Genomic DNA, 18,006 nt, shown 5'->3' with positions numbered 1-18,006 from the left:
CTGCACGATCCGAGCCCATCTCATGCATGAGGACGCCGCGGTCTCTCGCTCCTGCGCTACTTCCACGCTAGCTTGCCAGAGCCGGGCGGAGAGTACGCGCACAGCGTTCCGCTGGGAACACCCGCACTTCTCCCTGCTGTCCAGTCCCTTGCAGCAGAACTGGCCTGGCGGCATCACTTCACTCCGGCGGCTCGCTCTGTGTCAAGCGCCGCTCGTAGGCAAGGCAGCCGTTGTGTTTCGGTCCCACCGATCGGTCTGACGACGCAGATCGATGGTTCGCAATGTGGCGGGGAGGTCTGCCCGGTAGGGAATCAGGCCGAATCGCCGATGCTTGATGGTGGCTGCCACCGTCACGTGGGCCTGAACGGGAGCGCCGGCAGTGGCCTTGACGATCAGCGTGAAGGTCTCGTCGCCGATCAGGGGGTGACGGCTGGTCGCCTGGACGCGCCACTCCGGGTCACTGTCCCTTTCGCCCATTCCGATGACGAAAAGGTCCTCCCGGCCTTGGCCGGGGGTGATTTCGAGCGTGGATTCGACGATCGCGAGCTTGGCACTGAGTCCAATGGTGGTTGCCCGTTCCACCGGGTGGGAGCGCTTCTTGGGAGAGATCGACCAAGCGATCGGCTGTCGGTCTGCAGGCTCATCAGAAGACTCCAGACGAACGCCGACGGCAGCGTCGGCGAAAGGATCACCATTTGCCGACGGGCGGAAGGCGCACGTGAGGCTGAGGAGGAGATAGTCGCTGTGCGACGCCTCCGCGGTCAGGAAGCCGAGCCAATCCGCCTCGCCTGCGGCTGCCTCCTCGGCAGTCAGTGGATGAACGACGGCGGTGCTGAGCGATACCCGCCCTTCGATGCGATGCTGCGGGGCAGGCAACTGCAGCCGGGGCACCTCCACCAGGTCGATCTCGTGGAGCGGGGGCAGGGGCAGTTCCAGATGGGTCACGAGGCAACTCCTTGGTTCGAATCCGAATGGCGCCAGTCGCCGATGAAGCAGAACGAGCCCCAATCGCGGAATGCCGGATGGCGGCCGCGGACGGCCGACTGCGCGGCGCGGAAGGCGGCCCGCCGGTCCGGTGTCTGCGCGAGACGCTCGTAGAGCGTTCCGAAGAAGTCCGTGGCCACGTCTGGGTGAACCGGCCATAGGCAGCCGATGACGGCCGAAGCGCCGGCGGACAGGAACGCGGCGGGCAGGCCGCGCAGATTGTCATTGACGTCGAAGCGACCCAGAGCAGATTCGCAGGAACTCATCGTCACGAGTTCGACGCCCCGCAGGTCGGCCTGGAGAATGTCGTGGGCGAAGACACGACCGTCGTTGTCCGCATCCGGCGACAGGAACAGGCACTGGTACCACGGGGCCCACTCGTTGTGGGCCCCGTGCGCGGCCACGTGGACGTAACGCGCGTCGGCGAGTTCGCCGAGCAGTCGCCGCGGTGTCGCTGCGGCACCCAGAACCGCGTGACCGCGCATCGCCACTGCGACCTGGTCGGCGTGTGTTTCCAGGGCGTTCTGAGCGAGGAGACCGTGCCGGGTTCCCCCGGCCGCGGATGCGAAGGCGACGAGCCCACGCTCGGGCGGACGGTGAGGGCCGGGCGCCGGAGTGCGGAGGAAGCCCAGGCTCGGCACCTGAGTGACGATCCAGTCCTCGGCGAGGGGACGGCCGTTGACCTCCAGGAGGTGGTATGGGAGGTAGTGCAATGGGCCGTTCGGCCAGATGCACAGATGCCGCTTTCCCTGGGCCCGCCAGCCGTCCAGCGAAGCGGTGAAGCCCGCTAGATGTGGGACGCTGTCCTCCCTGAGCCGCTTTTGTGCCTCACGGCTGACAGCCCGGTGCAGGGGGTCCGCGATGATGGCCTGTCTTAGGGCACCGACGTGAAATGCCACCGGGTGTGCGGAGAGAGAGTGCTCTGCGCGCGTGAAGCGAACGAGTCCGGCTTCGAAGTTCGACAGGAGCACGGTGTGGTGCTCCGTGTCGTCGCGTGTCATCGCCATGCCGGACAGAGAGGTCACCGGCGTCTCGGTTCCCTCCCGGCGGGCGTGGCCGAGATACAGCGAGAGCAGGACCGTGTCCTCGGTCAGGAGTGCCTGCAACTCGTCAGGGAACATCATCGGTATGCGGTCCATGCGGCCGGTGGCCAGGAGTTCCTGACTGATCCACCGGTCCGCGGCACGCTGCGTGTTGCGGTGCTCCGCTTCGGCGTCGCTTCCGAGTTCGGACTCGCCGGTGCCCACGTAGAAGAGCATGGCCTCTTCGGGGCCCGGCAGTTCGGGCTCGCTCAGCGGTCCGGACAGCTGCGCCTCGTCCGCCCGGATGCGGTCCAGCAGTCGCGAGAGGCTTGCGGAGGGTGTGAACGGGCCGGGCTGTTCGGTGATGACCGTGAAGTCAATCCCTTTGGCGGCTTGGTGAATTGCCATCATCAGGCCGTAAGGGATGGTGGGTCCGCTCAGTTTGAGGATCAGCTGTTGGTACAGATCCCGGAGCTTCCAGCCGATGACTTCGTCGATGCCGCCCCGCAGCCATACGGCGGCGGGGATCAGTGCTGCCACGGCCACGCCGACGCTGCTTTCGTCGGCTGCGAGCGCACTGCGCGATGCGGCATCGAGGCTGTTCAGCGCCATATCGATCTGGCCGCACAAGGCGTAGGCGGCGAGTGCATCGGCGAAGTGACGTGCGGCGAGGGCCTCTTGTCCTGTCCCCGACATGCGCAGCCCCATGTCGTACGAGAGTGTGCCGTCGAGATAGTCCAGTGCGGGACCGCACCGGCGACACAGCTCCGGAGCCAGCTCCCGAGCCTCCGCTGTCAGAGCGCGGCCGATGTGCTCCTCCTCGTCTCCCCTGGCATGCGCGGCGAGGTGGATGAGGGTCGCCGCACGTTCCTCGGGAGGCCAGCCCTCTTCGTCCGCGCGGGTGCGGAGCTGTCCCGCGGCTTCCTCCACTCGGATCAGCCCTGCGAAGCAGCCCAGGCGATTGTCCGCCAGACAGTGCACCTCACTGGCCCAGCGGCGACGACGGTAGGAATCCGCGGGCAAGTCGGGGAGTTCGCGGTCCGCGGCCTCGATCAGCTGGAACTCCAGGTCGGGCCGGCGGACCTCCTCCGCAAGCGTGAGCGCCTCGGCGAAGACGCTCGCGGCCCCCTGCATCCCTTGTCGGTCCCGGATGGCGGCTAGCGGCAATGGCAGGACATCCTGAAGGTCACCGGGCAGCGAGAGCTCACTCAGCAAGCAAAGGACTCTCAGCAGGTACAGATGGGCGAGGGGATCCCTGACCGGGTCCAGCAGGTCGAACGCCTCACGGGCAACCGCCCGGATCTCCTCGTCATGCGACTCCTGCTTGAGACCGGCGACCATGGACAGGGCTTCAGCCAACGCCTTGAGAACACGCCCCCGCTCGTGCTCGCGCGACAGGTCGGCGGCCTCGCGCAGATACCGGACCGCCTCCTCGGCGGCGACCAGTGGAGGAGGCATCTCCGCAGTTTCCGGTGCGACGGAATCGTCGGGGTGGATGGAGCGGCGCCGAGCTTGGCGTTCGCGCCACAGAGCATGGGCCGACTCGAAGGACAGTCCCGACATGTTCCCCACATACGGGCTGACCCGCAGCAGCCCTGCGGCGAACAGTGTCTCGGCGAGTTCAGCGATGTGCTCGGCGCGGCCGCTGTCGCGCAGAACGGCGATCTGTTCGTCCGCCACGGCACAGGCGCGGCGGAAGAGCAGCCCGTCGGCCACCTCGATCAGCGCGAGCCGTCCTGCTTCGACGTAAGCATCGGCCGCCCACCACCAGGGCGTTCCTTGTCCGGCAGCCCAACGGGAGCGCGCGGCCTCCAGAGCGAGGGTCAGCGCCGGCACCGCATCGTACGGCGTGCCGGCCTGTACGAGACGTAAGGCCCCGAGCACCACGGAGCCCACGGCGGCCTCCGAGAGCTCAAGGGACTGATCCTTCACTCGGCGTATGGCCTCGCTCTCGGTCACCACGCGTGCCGAGAGCTGCGAAGCAAGATCGACTAAGGCTTCCACCTGGCGCCGGACCACGGGATCGTCCGCATGGTCTGCTCGGTCGTCCTCTGCCGCATGGGCGTCGTTGAACAGCGGAACCCCCGTGGCCTTCCTGGCGTGGGACGTCCGTTCGAGAAGAAGCCTCATCACTCTTCTGAGGTTGGCCAGGTTCGACTCGCGACCATTGCTGTTCGTCAGGTCGACCGCGCGGCGCAGCCACCCGGCCGCTTCCCGCAGCACCGGTACGGCGCCGTCCTCGTCACCCGCTGTCGCCTCCGCTGCTTCCACACGGCGGCCGAGAGTCGAACCAAGCCCGGCCGCCGCACGCGCATACGTAGGGGCGTCCCCGGCAGCGACCGCGAGAGTATCCCGATAGGCCCTCTCGGCTCGGGTGAGATCCTTGATGCCTCTTGAGACCTCGAAGCGTTGTACGAGGGCATCGGCGTAGGACATTCCGCGGCTCGCGCGCCGTACAGCGGATGGCTCCGGGAGAGCGGCGACACGGCCCAGCAGTTCCACCGCGGCATCTGCGTCGGCACTCCGTTCCACCGCGGGACGGTCGGGAAGAGCCGCGCGGTGTTGGAGCGCAAGGCCGTGGACGGTGTCCCGGTATGAGTTGTCATCGCTGTCCGTGACGGTCCTGATCAGGCTGATGGCCTGGTCGAGGGCAGCGATGTCACCTGTCTCCTCAGCATCGACGACCAGATCTGCCGCATGTTGCACCGGGTCGCTCCACGGGTCGTATCCGGTCTCATCGGCGAGCCGGGGCCACAGCTCACGCGGCACTCGCCGGTGATCGACCAGGTAAAGCAGGCCGAATACACCGATGGCTGTCTCAAGGTCCCGGGCTGCAAGGGCGCCGCGCCTCTGCGCCAGGGAGCGGGCCCAGTAGAACGCGGCAATGGTGTGAAGGACATCAGGGTCGGCCTCTTCGGGTCGCCCATTGACCGAGGCGAAGAGTTCCGACGCGACGCCCAAAGCGTCGTCCTCGAGCACGCGTCGCGGATCTCCGCCTTCGCCGAACTCCCCTACGCGAGCGGCCAGCTCACTGAGACGCGCATCCTGCACGAATCCCCCGTCCGTTGGAGTACTCATGGTAGTGACGGCGGCACGATCGACCAGGGCGAACCGTCGATCCACACCACGAGCGGGGCGATGATCGAGATTTGGATCGACCGCGCGATGAGAACGCGGCAACCTATCGCAGGTGGCCTGCCGCTGAATAGGGAAAGAGGCGCGCGAGCAGCCCCACGCCAGCGGCCTTCTCGCGCACCTCTGCTACCGCTTCCAGCCCGTAAGCCTGTGTCTCCAGCCGGAGTTGAGCCGTTCGACCCTGAGGTCTCCTTCGGGAGTCAGGATGCCGGGCTCATGGGCTCCCATGTCGGCCAACAGGTCGGAGGCGAGCGTGTAGGCCATGGTGATGGCCTCGCGCATGTTGGTGGCGACGGCGACGAGATCCGCCGTGGTCCGTACTGGCGTTGAAGGCAGAGCAACGGCGGAGCCCCACAGGCCGGGGTCCTCCGAGTTGTTAAGGCGCACATCCTTGTCGTCGAAGCGGTGGAGTGCCGTCGCGAGGAGGATTTCGCCCGTCGCGCCGCTCTCCACCGCCCAGGCGGAAGCGGCTTGTACCAACGTCACCAGGTGTAGTTCGAGGCCGATCTGGGACAGTGCGTTGGCGCCGTCGCGGCCGCGCTGTGCCTCTTTGTAGTCGAGCGGCATTGCGCCGTAGAAGGAGCCGTCCTGGTGGAGCTGCCCGATAGGGGCGCCCTCGAAGCGGACCTGGCGGCGACCGGCCAGGACGGGATGGCGGGGTTGCATCTTGTCCGTCAACGCCGCTCCAGCCAGCTTGTGGAAGCGTTCAAAGGCCGCGTTTCGCTCGTTCAAGGTGGTCACGGAGTAGTTTCCGCGGATTGTTGGGATGGCGGTCAGGCTGGCCCAGAGGGGGTAGAGGTCGGTGGCGCGGGTGCCGCCATTGGGCAATGGAGTGTTCACGTCGTTCACCAGATAGCGGAGGCCCGCCTCGGCGACATAGTTGAGGCGGTCGATGTCGTCGGACGCGGCTTGGAATCGGTCGCGGTAGCGCTGCGCGATCTCGGATTCGGCGAGGCTCCGGGTTGTTGTGCCGTTCCGGACGTGCACACGGAAGTTGTAGTCGTTGCCCGGAGCGGCGACCGCGTGCGGCGCCTGCGTGCTGCGAGGAACGGTGATCAGCCAGTAGATCCTGCCGTCGTGCTTGGCGGACCGCAGGGAGCGCACGCCGATGTGGGGGACGACCGGCTGGATCCAGTTCGCGAGCACCGAGCGGATCCACTCCTCGCCGCGGCCCTGTGCTGGCTCAAGGGGTGAAAGTTCGTGTGCATGGTCCTTGCTCCCGTCGTCAACGCCGACGACGACCAAGCCGCCGACGGTATTGGCCATGGCACTCACATCTTTCGCGAGTTCCTTCTTGCCCGCGTCGGTGCCCTTGTAGAAGTCCTTCTTCCAGTCGAGGTCGACACCTTCAGGTATCTGGCTGTCGACCGCGCGCTGAAGGTCATCCTCGTCCAGGTCGTCGGGGTGTCGCCCAATGCGGCTGTGAGTCGTGCGGGCAGAACCATCCGGCACTCCAGTGTTCGCCGTTCTCGCGACTGACTATCGTCAGTCACACAAGGCTAGAAGCAGACTGCTGTGCGTAACCAGGGTTTTGATCCTATGACCGTGCCCCATCGGCTCGCCTCGCACGCCACCGCGCCCAATAGGAATGCCACGGTGCGGTGACTGCATCTACGGCCCTGCCGAACGCAGCCAGGGAGGCGTCCAAGCGAGCCGTGTTTTCCACCTCGGAGACGGCATTCAGCAGATGCTCGGTGGAGTCGACGACGGCAGGATCCGAGCACCGCATGAGCGGGGCCGCTGCGCTAGCGACCCGGCTGAACGGCTCCCGCACGGCGTTTGCGATCTGCTTGCTGGCCCGCCGTTCCAAGCTCAAGAGCTCTGCTGCCCGGCCAAAGCCGACCAGGCCACACTGAGCGTCCGAGCCGCCGGCGATCCGGGCCCGAGCAGCACCGCCCGCGACGGCGAGCACGGCCAGGAGAAACGTCCCTCCGCGAGCGACCAGCCCTTCCCACAGCACGCGGTTGGAGGCTGCCGCCCCCCGCACGTGTTGTAGGAGACAGAGCGTAGATCGCGGTTCCAGTCCAGCTGGGCGATGAGGGCGTCGTCGCCGCGTCGTTGAGGGGACGGTGCCCCGCTGGCGCGGGAGGGATCGCTGCGGCCGTCTCACATGAGGCCCGGTAAGGATCCACTCTGTTGCCAGCCCGGCTCAAGGATGTGACGGACCTGCAAGAGGGAGGCGTGCTCCAGCCACACGGGACACCGCTCCCCAAACTTCCAGGCACTGGCTCGGCATTGAAGACACCTCGCCTTACCGCCGCGGGACTGGCTTATTTGCCTCTTCCGGAGCAGTGATCGCGACCATACCGTGAGTCACACTTTTGCCTTGATCAGCACTCCTTCCTGGTGCCAGGTCAAGGACAGGGAACGGGGAGGGGCACATCATGGATCCGCTGTCGTTTCCGGTGCTTGCCGGAACGGTGTTGACCGAGGCAGTCAAGTTTCTGTTCGACCGCGCAAGTGCGGTGCTAGATAGGCGAGCGGGGCGAGTTCCAATCGAGGAACCGGAGCAGGTAGCCGGGCGATCTGCAGCCCTTCAGGTGCGAGCTGCCGAACTCACGGACGCGCGTCTCGAGCGCCTCAGTCAGGCTCAAGGCGCACTCCGCGTCTATCTATCGCGGCCAAACTTGCTGCAGGGCGATGACGATGACCTTCGCGACCTCCTCGCACAGCTGAGGCGAGACCTGGAAGAGGTGTACGGCTGCGGCCTTCCCTTCGGAGACGAAGAGCGCCCTCGGCCAGGGGCGGAAGTCTCCCAACATGCCGACGAGGTCTCAGGTCAGCAGGTGGGAATCCGCGCTCAGAGCATGACGGCCAACGGCCGAGCCCACGTGGTGCAGACCGCCAAGACCATCACGGAAACCGGCGAGCAGGTCGGGCTGCACATCGACGGATCAATCGGCTGAGGTTGGCGGCACACCATGAACTTCGAGCACGGCGACTCTCAGACGGCCGGACAAGACCCCAACCCGCGCGGACAACACAATTCGCTGCCTCAAGCGCCGTACCTGTCGGAAGGTGCGGAAACTCCCGCCCCAAGCGACCCAGCTACTGCAGCAGTAGACGACGGGGCGAGCTCTGCTGAGGACTCACCGAGCCCCGTTGACGCGGCTGGCGCTCCGGATCACGAGCCGCTTGCCCAAACAGCTGACAGGCCCCTTAGCTCGCCGCCGGCCCAAGTCATTTTCCCCTCGGGAGCATTACCGCACGAGCCCGAGAAGGCGAAGACCACCCAGTTACATAGTGACTCCGCCCACGAGACAGAGACGCCCTCACCCGCAACCGCCTCGAGCGAGGGCGAGGCGGCCGGCAAGGGCTCTGAGCCAGAACCATCGACACCGCACGAAAGCCAGCGCCGTCACACAGAAGAGCCACCCGCAGCGACGCCAAGCTGGGAAGGGGACTACACGCCTCCGGCGGATGCTTCCTCACAAGGCACAACGCGGGCCGAGCCAGCGGCCCTTGATACCTCCCCAATCGAGCCAAACGGCGCTGATCCCCATGCTCAGCCTGCTCCCTCCTCGCCCCCTGATCTGCCGACAGAGGACTCTTCTGCCGTGTCGCAGCGGCAGGCGCCGGATCCGTCCACGGTAGAAGCCTTTCATCAGGCAGCTCTCCTTCAGCGTGCGCTGATCAACAACGGCGAGATGATCGCTGTAAAGAATGTATTCGAGCAGACGCTCGATACTCATGCACCGATTTCCACTGGGTACCTGGACGTCGTCCGTGAGGTGTACGCCGAGCTGCACACGAAGCTGGACCGGGGCTACTTCGGCGAGAACGAACGCAGCACGTTCGACGACGCCTTCTCGCTTCTGCGACCGGCAGGGTCCGTGCTGGTCCTCAGCCGGCCCTCTGGCACGAGTCGCAACATCACCGCCTACGCCCTCATGTCCCGCCTCTTGAACGACGGACTCATCAAGGAAGTGTGGCCGCTCTCGTTCGGAAGCGCTTCGATCTTTCCTGCAAAGCGTCTGCCACGTGAACACCACCGTGGCTACGTACTTGAGCTTCCCCCCGACGAGGACGACTTCGAGATTCACAACTCGTTCGGCGCGAACCTGAAGGATGTCCAGGAGCATCTCAGCCCGCGCAATTGCCGACTCATCGTGATCACGACGCCCGATCAGTGGCGCCGCATCGGCCGCGGCGCTCCGGACAGTGTGGCCCCTGACCTTGGCGCCGCGCGGCCTGCCGACGTAGCGGAGCGATGGTTGCGCGCCGAAGAGCCCAGCTTTCCCGTCGCGGCATGGCTCAAGCACCCACAGATGAGAGCCCTCCTGGACGGCCAGAGCCCGACCGAGGTGCTGCGCATCGTGGACCTCATGCGCGAGGCACGACGGACTGCCTTGCGGACCATCGCTAACGAAGCCATGGGTCTCGAGGCGTTGCAGCGCCGCGCCGAAACCGCCGACACCGATGACGCAATCGCCAAGCAAGTAGCCAACGTCGCAGCTGCCCGCAACAACTGGGAAGACCAGCTGTACACATGGCATGAGAAGCCAGACCGAACTAGTTTCCAACGCAACTTCCTGGTGACCGCTGCCGTACTCCGCGGAGCGCCTGTTGGCCACATCTACGCCAAAGCCGCCGACCTCAGCAAGCTGCTTGAGGGCGACGACGTCAAGGTGACAGGACAGCAGGCACCCGGCGTAATCTCCATGACCCGAGCCATCCACGCGGACCGCACGAAGGAAGGTGTACTCAGCTTCCAGCGTCCGCATTGGGACGACGCCGCTCTCGAATACTTCTGGACTGACCGTCCCCTCGCCCGCGTGCCATTCCTAGAATGGCTGGCGCAGGCGCCGCTGGACGAACCAAAAGTGGCCATGGAAAGCGTCGGCATAGACGACCGGCGGGCACTAGCCGAAAGGGTCGGTGATTTCGCTGTCCGCTGGGCAGTCCGCCACCGTCGTCAGGAACCGCTGCAGGAAATCGTCACTGAATGGCACAAGCAGCGCGCTAAGGGGTTGTGGCCCCTTGCCACCTCCCTCTTGGACGACGCCGCCATTCACCCTGCCAGCGCCCCCTACATCCATACAATGTTGCGAGCCTGGGGCAGGCGAAAGACCGAAGTTGCCCTGCCGTTGGCAGTCGTGTCTGTCTGCGCGGGCAAGTTCGGCCGTACCCACACCGGAAAGGCACTACGACGCCTACGGGATGCTGCGGAGTCGGAGCACACTGAGGTGGCAGACGCACTGCAGGCCGCCGTGCGCACTCTCTGGGCGGATGACTCCGTGCGCCCTTTGCTCTTCAAGGACATCGTCGGCTGGTGTGGGAACGCCAAGATCAAGGAAACCGTCGGTCGCCAGACCTTCGCTGCTTTGGCGACCACCACAGACCCCAACAGCGATGGCATCCCGCTGATCCTCGGGAATCCCAACTCCGGAGATGAAGAAGGATTCCGCCCATCGTCAGAGGGTTTGGTCAAGGGTTGGCGAACCCTGTTAGCGGAAGGGCCAGGGCCAACGGGCGCAAGGCAAGTAGACACGGCAGTCTTCCTTTGGCTGGACGCAGCCCTACGGCATCCTCCCCTGAAATCCCTCATCCTCGACTCCTTGCGGAAGGCCGTCGACGTACGAGGCACGGAGGAAGGAAGAGTCTTGCGCGAGACCTTACGCGCCTGCGCACACGGCTGGGTGCAAGGTGAAGACCGCCCCTTCTCCGAGGAACGGGAGGCAGTGCGACAAGAACTGGGCGCCCTCCTCGACGAGGACCTGTACGCCGCAGTGCAGGAGCAGGAGGACCCAGACCCCAGCGGCGATGGCGTCAGGAGCAAGGGGACCGACACCGAGTGAGGCGATTCATTCCCTGGCCGCGACGGAACACTCCAGCAGAAGAGCCGCCAACCCTACCCGCTGTGTGGACGCAAACATTCACCGACCGTCTGGCCAGCAGCGATCCGACGCTGCGGTTCGGTGCGCAAGTACAGGTGACATGGCGGGCAGAGCCCGATGGCACGGCAGTTAATCCCGACGACGCAGCACGTCTCGTTCGGAGAGTCGTAGATGAGGCGGCAGGATCGTGCGACGTATTACGACGTGACGTTGCCGAGCAGGACATCAACGCAGCCCTGCGGGACCAGCTGCCGCTAGCTGGGTACGGCATCGAGGTACTGGATAGCCATGTCCGCCTCGCCATCGATGACTCCACGCAGAGGGCAGCTCTCCTGGCAGAGCGAATGCGCCAGGGCTACGCCCTCGAGGAGGCTCGTCAACGCCAGGAGCAGGAACGTAAGGAAACCCACCTGCGCCTGCAGCGCAAGCGAGAAGAGGCCCAGCGGCACGAGGAACACACTCGTGAGGAGGATCGGCTTCGCCGCGATTACGAACTGGACGCATTAGCCCGCAGGCAAGCGCGAGCGCGTGCGGAATTCCTCCGTAACGAGATCCTCGCCAATCCTGCGTCAGCCCGTCTCTACACACTGCTAGAGCGCTCTGCGGAGCACTGGCCCCGGCTGGGCGGGCCTCCTGCCGGCACGAGTCTTCCGGATTTGGTGCGCGAAGTTCAGGGATGGCAATCACATGCTCGATGGGTAGTCATCGCCCAATTGCTCCACGACTTCGCGACCGGCCTCACAGAGGAAGGCCGCAAGGAATTCGTGACCATCCTCGCAAAGGCTGTCAAGGTGCACGGCGACGAGAAGACAGCCCAAGCGCTCATCGACGCCGCAGGGGAGCAAGAATGCGATTAACCCTGTGGCGATGGGCCCTGGACCCAGCCACAAGCCTCCTAGCTCTGCGCCTCCGGGCTGGGACCCACGGCCGTATGTCGTACGACGCGGCCTGGCGACTAGCCCGCGTCACTCGCTACCCCGACGAGTTGGTCTACCGACTCCACGGCCACGGTCGGGAACCCATGCCATAGAGTGGCCCGGAAATTCTGGGCAGTAGTGAGCACGGCGTGAGTGTGCTGGACTACTCGCTGCTGGTAGTGCTGGGCCACGACTCGTGCAGCGTGGTCGCAGCGCACGCTGCCGCCAAACGAAGTCTCGTGGCCTCTACGGATGCTCTGTACTGGCAGCCAACCTGGTCGGTGGCTGGCACCGCGTGGGTCGGCTCTTGGAGTTGGTGCCGGGCAAATGATCGCGGCGTTCCGTGTCGAAGACCCCCGCCGTCCCGAAAACGCCGGAAGTTTCCGGGACGAGCCAGTGGTCGGGCGCGTTCGCGCAGGTCAGAGCCGCCTCGCTCCCCCACCCACCAGGTGCCTTCTAAGCACCTAGTGCGTTTCGGCCTGGCGCGTACATCTACGCTAACGGCTCCTTCCTGACGCACGTTTTTCCGGCACAAAGCGCCTGGCCCCGCACGGCTGGGAACACACCTTAAATGGGGCCAACTCCCGCCTGGCTCACCTCGGGCTCGGGGGCTTCGCTAGAGCCCCGCACATGCTCCGACATAGCTTTGCCCCGCGCTGGTTCTCGGTTGGCTGGCTCCTCTCTGACCGGACGCTTGCCATCTGACGCCGGAGGAGACGAGGGACTTCCGGCACGAGTTCGGCAGCGCCTGGCACCTGGTGCAGATGCTTCTCGGGTACGCGGACTAGCGCACGACCAAGAAGATCTATATTGAGCCGTTCCAGGCCCTGGAAGTGGAGATGCTCCTGATACACGCGGACGTGGGGGCGATTCCGGACCTGATGTCGGCGGTGTTCGCCGGGGACCGGTGTGTTCAGGGCGACCCGCTGGTGATGGGCCGGTGAGCCCGGGCCACCAGGCATCGATGTCGGAGGCCGGCTACGAGCCGCCCCAGAGTTACTTCCTCGAGGAGGACCAGTGCATCGTCCGGTTCGTGGCCGAGCAGGACGGCAAGTCCCGGAGCTTCGACTTCATGAAGTTCGGGCTGGCCGGGCCGCTGCGGGGATCCTTCACCCGGGCCGTACACGCACACACCGGCACGGCAGGACAGATCAAGTCGTTGGGGCCGCCGGAAACTGCTACCGGCAGGTGGGCTACTTCATCGACGCGCTGACTGCCGAGCCGACCTCACCGACAACGCCGGGTGAACTGTGGCCGAGGCACGGCGACGCCTTCGCGCTGAAGAAGGCCGACCTGGCCACCGCGGGCATGGTGATTGGCTTGCTCGGGTCGTCCATGGTGAACGTGGACGGCCTGACGTCGGAGTTCGCGGACGCCTTCTTGGCTGCGACGGTTACGCGGTTGGGACTGATCCTAAGCGTCGCAACGGGGACTTGACCTAGCGTGGCCATGAAGGCCGTAGATCATACGAGAATGGTCGTCTCCTCGCAGCTCAAAGGCCAGAATCACCGCATGCGGCAAGTTGACGGGTGAAAATAGTACAATGACGGCGCTGATTCATCACTCTGGATCACGCCCTTCAAGAAGGAGAGCGACGTGAGCCCTCGCGCAGGAGGAGAGACCGACAAGTTCGGCAATCGATACGAGGGCGCCTGGACAGTCCGTCACCTCCTGTATGTGCTTCTGGGGAGTGCTCAGTCCATCAAGGTCGAGGATATCGATGACCTGGGGAAGGGTGCCGAGTTTACCTATCGCCATGGCTCGACCGTCGAGGTACATCAGGTCAAACGCCAAAACGGGAACTCGAACAGTTGGAGCGTCAAGTCGCTCCAGAATAAGGACATCTGGGCGAACGCTCGTCACCATGTCGAGCAAGGACGCCACTTCCACTTTGTATCCATGGTCCCCGTGCGAGACGTCCAAGAATTGACCGAAAGAGCGAGAGGCACCGACAATCTTTCCGAGTTCATCAGCGATAGGCTTACGAAAGAACTCCAAGGACCATTCAACAAAATCTCGTCGTCTGCAATCTACGGCTCCACTGAAGTAGCTTGGAAAGTGCTGCGCGGCATCTGGATTTCCTGCATCGACGAAAATGAGATCGTTCGGATGAACGCAGTTCTCTCTGAACTGCTCTTGAGCGGCGCTGGAGGCCGGCTTGCGGCTGCTGCCTTGGGCGAACTTGTAAACAATAGCCTTGGCTCCACCCTTGACGCGGCGGGCATCGAGTCCCGACTTGGCCAGTATCAGCTCAGCTGCTCAACGCTTCTAGTTGGCGCCGATATCTCAGGCACAGTCCAGGAGATCACTACGGCTTGGTCTGCCAGCGTCGAACGCGAGCTTCTTCGGCCTGCGATCAAGCGTTCCGAAGCACAAGAAATCGTTGACCTTGTCGACGCAGGTTCGGACAGGCTAACACTTCTCATGGGAGCTGCCGGGGGCGGTAAGAGCGCCACCCTTCATCAAGCGGTGGAAATCTTCCGTGGTCGTGATACCCCTACCTTGAGCTTTCGACTCGACCGACTTGAGCCTTTTACATCAACCACGGAATTGGGTAACCGGATCGGGTTGGACGTATCACCGGTGGCTGCCCTAGCAGCTGTAGCAGAAGAACGCCCCTCCGTACTCGTCGTGGACCAGGTTGATGCGGTGAGCCTCATGTCGGGACGGATGCCAAGAAATTTCGATGCGATCGCTGACCTGGTGCGTGAAGCATCGGCTTTTCCGAAGATGCGAGTGGTGCTGGCTTGCCGAAAGTTCGACGTTGAGAACGATCACCGAATTCGCGAACTGGTCGACGAGAAGCAGTGTGCACGCGTTCAAGTCCAAGAACTATCAGAGACCCAGGTCAATGAGGCAGTTTCAGCTATGGGCCTGGATGCCGACCGCCTCATTACGCACCAGAGGAATCTCCTAAGGTCGCCACTGAATCTCGTCTTGTTGAGAGGCATTGCTAACGATCCGCAGGCGCTCGCATTCCAGACCACCGATAACTTGTTTGACGCCTTCTGGCAACGCAAGCTGACCGACTGCGTGCAACGACGTGACGCAGTTCGCTTTAACGAAGTTATCTCGACAGTGGCAGAGGCTATTAGCACTCGGCAGCGCCTGTCCGTTCCTAAAACCGTTCTCGACCAGGCGAACCTTTCCGTTGACGCCAGTGTGTTGGTTTCAGAGCATCTGCTGGTTCAGGACGGTAAAGAGATCGCGTTCTTCCACGAAGCGTTCTTTGACTATTCATTCGCACGTAGATGGACGGGCCGTAATGAATCCCTCGTCAACTTCTTGACTAGTGGAGAACAAGAGCTTTTCCGCCGTGCACAAGTACGGCAGATCCTGAGCCACTTGCGCGACCTTGAGCCCGATCGCTTCGCAGAGGAGGTGGGAGCTGCCCTAGTCAGTGCTGACGTCCGCTTCCACATCAAGGACGTGATTCTCACCCTTCTGAGTTCACTCCCTGATCCCACACGAAATGAATGGGACATGGTGGCCGATGTGCTCGACACCAGACCCTCATTCGAAGAGAAGATCTGGAGATCCCTGCGGACAGACGCATGGTTCGACTGCCTCGATGCAGACGGCATTATTGAAGAGTGGCTAGCGGGTAGTACAGACGAACAGGCGCGGGCTGTAGAGATCATGGGAAGCGCCGCGAAAACTAACCCAGACCGCCTAGCTGAACTGCTCCTTCCCCATCTGACTAACAGTGATTTTCCAGGCTGGCTACAGTGGATCGTCCGCTTCGCAGATGTCTACGAGAGCCGTCCTCTGTTTGATCTGCTTCTCAATGCCGTTCGTGACGGTCAATACAGCGGAGAAGTCGAGAATGAACTTTGGTACTCAACCCATGGTCTGGCACAGCATCAGCCGGCCTGGGCAGTCGAGCTATTGGCTGCCTACCTCGTCGACCGCCCCAACGCGATGGCCTTGGAACCAAACGGCAAGGTCGCTGCGCTGCTAGGCCGGGAGCACAGCGCGATCGAGCTAGCACGGCATGGAGCGAAAGGGGCTCCGGAAGCATTCTGCACCCTCATGCTTCCGTACATGCTTCGGGTGATGGAGGTAGCGGTGCATGGGGATGACGAACTCCCGAAACATGATCTGCACTTCACGCATCGCTACCCGGACCTAGGGACGCACGAACTCGAAGAAGCCGTCCTGTCTGGGATGGTTACGTCGATCCGGCACCTGGTGAGACAGGAGCCCTTGATAGCTCAACCCACTCTTGAAGCTCTTGCGCAAAGTCCCTACGAAGCTGCGCAGTGGCTCTTGTATGAGGGTCTGCGAGTGGACGGCGAGAGGTACGCACAGTGGGCAACAGAACTTCTGCTAGAAGGAACCCACCGTTTCTTGAGTGGGTACTCATCCAACGGCGTATGGACAACCCGCCAGTTGATCCAGGCCACCAGCCCATTCTGCTCTGATAGCTCATTCCGTAACCTAGAATCTGCGATCCTGGAGCTCCGATTCCCCTGGGAAAAGCGACGGCCTGGTTGGTACATGTTCAACCTCCTCTCCGGGATGGACGAGGCGCGTCTTTCTGATGTGGCAAGACGTCGACTCGGTGAGCTGCGGAGGGCTACAGGCATGGAGCAGCCCCCCCAGCCTGAAGGCGTGACCGGGGGAGGTATCGCCTCCCCGATTTCTTCAGATGCTGCTCAACGGATGAGCGACGAACAGTGGTTGAAGGCGATCGCCAAGCACAATGCGGCTAGAACGAACTGGCAGAACTTCACCGGCGGCGCCCATGAGCTATCAAGCGTTTTGCAGCAAGAGGCACAACGCGATCCTGCCCGGTTTTCAGCACTCTCCCTGAGATTCGACCACAGCACCCACCCGGCCTATAGCAATGCCATCCTCCTAGCCTTGGGCTCAGCAGAAGCTCTCGACGATGGATCGCCGGTGTTCGACGCCCTTCGTCACATCTCATCGCTGAATCACGATGGTGTTGACCGATGGCTCGGTCATGCACTTCGTCACTACTACAAGTCAGTCCCGCTTGATCTCGTTGAGACGATCGTCGGCTACGCAAGCCGCTCGGTAGACCCCAAGGAGAGGGACCCGGAGGTTTGGTCCTCCAGTGACGAAGAAAATATCGGTCGTGACATATACGGGTCGGGAATAAACTCGTCCTGCGGCGCGGCAGCCGAAACATTGGGAGATCTACTTATTCACGACGCAGATGGGAGCCGCACTACACTAGTTCTCCCTGTATTGAGGCAGCTAGCTGAAGATCCGTCTACTCCAGTTCGCTCGTGTGCTGCGCACCTTGTTCACGCCTCAATGCGTCATGCTCGGTCTGATGCTCTGGATGCATTTACGCTTCTCGTCGCGACACGAGACGACAGCCTCTTCACCACGCACACAGTAATCCGTCTGATTGCTTACGTGGGATCTGAAGACCCGGACACGGCGCGTCCTGTCATCGAACGAATGATGAATTCACAGGTCCGCGAAGTCCGGAAGGCTGGAGGGCACCTAGCCGCTATTGCTGCAATCCAGTGGGGCGTGACGGACCTGCTCGATACCGTGCTCGCAGGTAGTGATGGGGCGCAGCGAGAGGGTGCCTCACGACTGTGTGCGCACAGGTTGGCGAACACCACCGAAGCGGCACCTGCACGACGCGCTTTCGAAGAGTTCCTAGACGACTCGGAGGAGTCCGTTCGCAAAGCCGTGGGTGATGCAGCCGCAGCGCTTCGCGGTGAGCGCCTTCGGCCCGTGAAACAGTCGTTGAGTCGCCTGATCTCGTCAGCCTCTTTCACTGAAGCCTTGCCCCAGCTGTTCATCACCTTGGAGCAGGCACCTGATCGCGTAGATGACCTAGTCTTGGAGTGTTGCCAGCGCTTTATCGAGATAAAGGGTACAGATTCTGGAGACATCAGAACTGGTGCGGCAGGAGATGCTCGTTACGTTGGTGAGCTTCTTATTCGAGCTTACGCGCAAACAACGATGCAAGCTAAGCGCAGCAAGGTCCTCGACCTGGTTGACCAACTACTGGAAGTCGGCGCCTTTGGCGTGGCAGACCTGGTCGCAAAGTCGGAACGTTAAGGCGCGGTCTGGAACTTTTTCACCCACCGCCGCTGTTGGCGTGAGATTGGAAGCAGCCAGCCC

The 18,006-nt window shown here is 63.3% G+C and carries 9 protein-coding genes; 6 read left to right on the top strand and 3 right to left on the bottom strand.

Features of this window, described 5'->3' with window-relative positions; translation table 11 throughout:
- Window positions 1–201: 201 nt before the first annotated feature.
- The 3 genes from WAB15_RS31120 to WAB15_RS31110 form a co-directional block, all read right to left on the bottom strand.
- Window positions 202–945 (bottom strand): hypothetical protein, encoded by a 744-nt coding sequence (locus tag WAB15_RS31120; RefSeq protein ID WP_407288251.1) that lies wholly within the window; start codon window positions 943–945, stop codon window positions 202–204.
- Entirely contained in the window at window positions 942–4,985 is a 4,044-nt protein-coding gene (locus WAB15_RS31115; protein ID WP_407288250.1) for a CHAT domain-containing protein, read from the bottom strand. Before WAB15_RS31115 ends, WAB15_RS31120 begins: the two co-directional genes overlap by 4 nt.
- 282 nt (window positions 4,986–5,267) lie before the next feature.
- The gene (locus tag WAB15_RS31110) at window positions 5,268–6,593 is read right to left on the bottom strand and encodes a helix-turn-helix domain-containing protein (RefSeq protein ID WP_407288249.1); all 1,326 of its coding nucleotides are present in this window, start codon (window positions 6,591–6,593) and stop codon (window positions 5,268–5,270) included.
- A 932-nt stretch (window positions 6,594–7,525) separates the two neighbouring features.
- On the opposite strand from WAB15_RS31110, the gene WAB15_RS31105 reads away from it, so the two are divergent.
- The 6 genes from WAB15_RS31105 (at window position 7,526) to WAB15_RS31080 (ending at window position 17,943) form a co-directional block, all read left to right on the top strand.
- Window positions 7,526–8,047: a hypothetical protein gene (locus WAB15_RS31105; RefSeq protein WP_407288248.1), complete on the top strand. Its 522-nt coding sequence runs from the start codon at window positions 7,526–7,528 to the stop codon at window positions 8,045–8,047.
- Between the two features lie 651 nt (window positions 8,048–8,698).
- Window positions 8,699–10,939 (top strand): hypothetical protein, encoded by a 2,241-nt coding sequence (locus WAB15_RS31100; RefSeq protein WP_407288247.1) that lies wholly within the window; start codon window positions 8,699–8,701, stop codon window positions 10,937–10,939.
- Window positions 10,940–11,001: 62 nt separating this feature from the next.
- Window positions 11,002–11,835, top strand: a complete 834-nt coding sequence (locus tag WAB15_RS31095; RefSeq protein ID WP_407288246.1) for a hypothetical protein — start codon at window positions 11,002–11,004, stop codon at window positions 11,833–11,835.
- 1,024 nt (window positions 11,836–12,859) lie between these two features.
- Window positions 12,860–13,108, top strand: a complete 249-nt coding sequence (locus tag WAB15_RS31090; RefSeq protein WP_407288245.1) for a hypothetical protein — start codon at window positions 12,860–12,862, stop codon at window positions 13,106–13,108.
- Window positions 13,084–13,332 (top strand): hypothetical protein, encoded by a 249-nt coding sequence (locus WAB15_RS31085; RefSeq protein ID WP_407288244.1) that lies wholly within the window; start codon window positions 13,084–13,086, stop codon window positions 13,330–13,332. The genes WAB15_RS31090 and WAB15_RS31085 overlap by 25 nt, the downstream gene beginning before the upstream one ends.
- Before the next feature lie 159 nt (window positions 13,333–13,491).
- Complete coding sequence (locus WAB15_RS31080; RefSeq protein ID WP_407288243.1) at window positions 13,492–17,943, top strand: hypothetical protein; 4,452 nt, start codon at window positions 13,492–13,494, stop codon at window positions 17,941–17,943.
- Window positions 17,944–18,006: the final 63 nt, after the last annotated feature.

The sequence above is a fragment of the Streptomyces sirii genome (assembly GCF_045690365.1).
Taxonomy (GTDB): Bacteria; Actinomycetota; Actinomycetes; order Streptomycetales; family Streptomycetaceae; genus Streptomyces; species Streptomyces sirii.
This window is presented reverse-complemented; position numbering and strand designations above follow the sequence as displayed.

Coding starts and splice junctions, on each gene's coding strand:
- WAB15_RS31090 (WP_407288245.1), top strand. CDS start 12,860: ATGTCGGAGGCCGGCTACGAGCCGCCCCAGAGTTACTTCCTCGAGGAG.
- WAB15_RS31105 (WP_407288248.1), top strand. CDS start 7,526: ATGGATCCGCTGTCGTTTCCGGTGCTTGCCGGAACGGTGTTGACCGAG.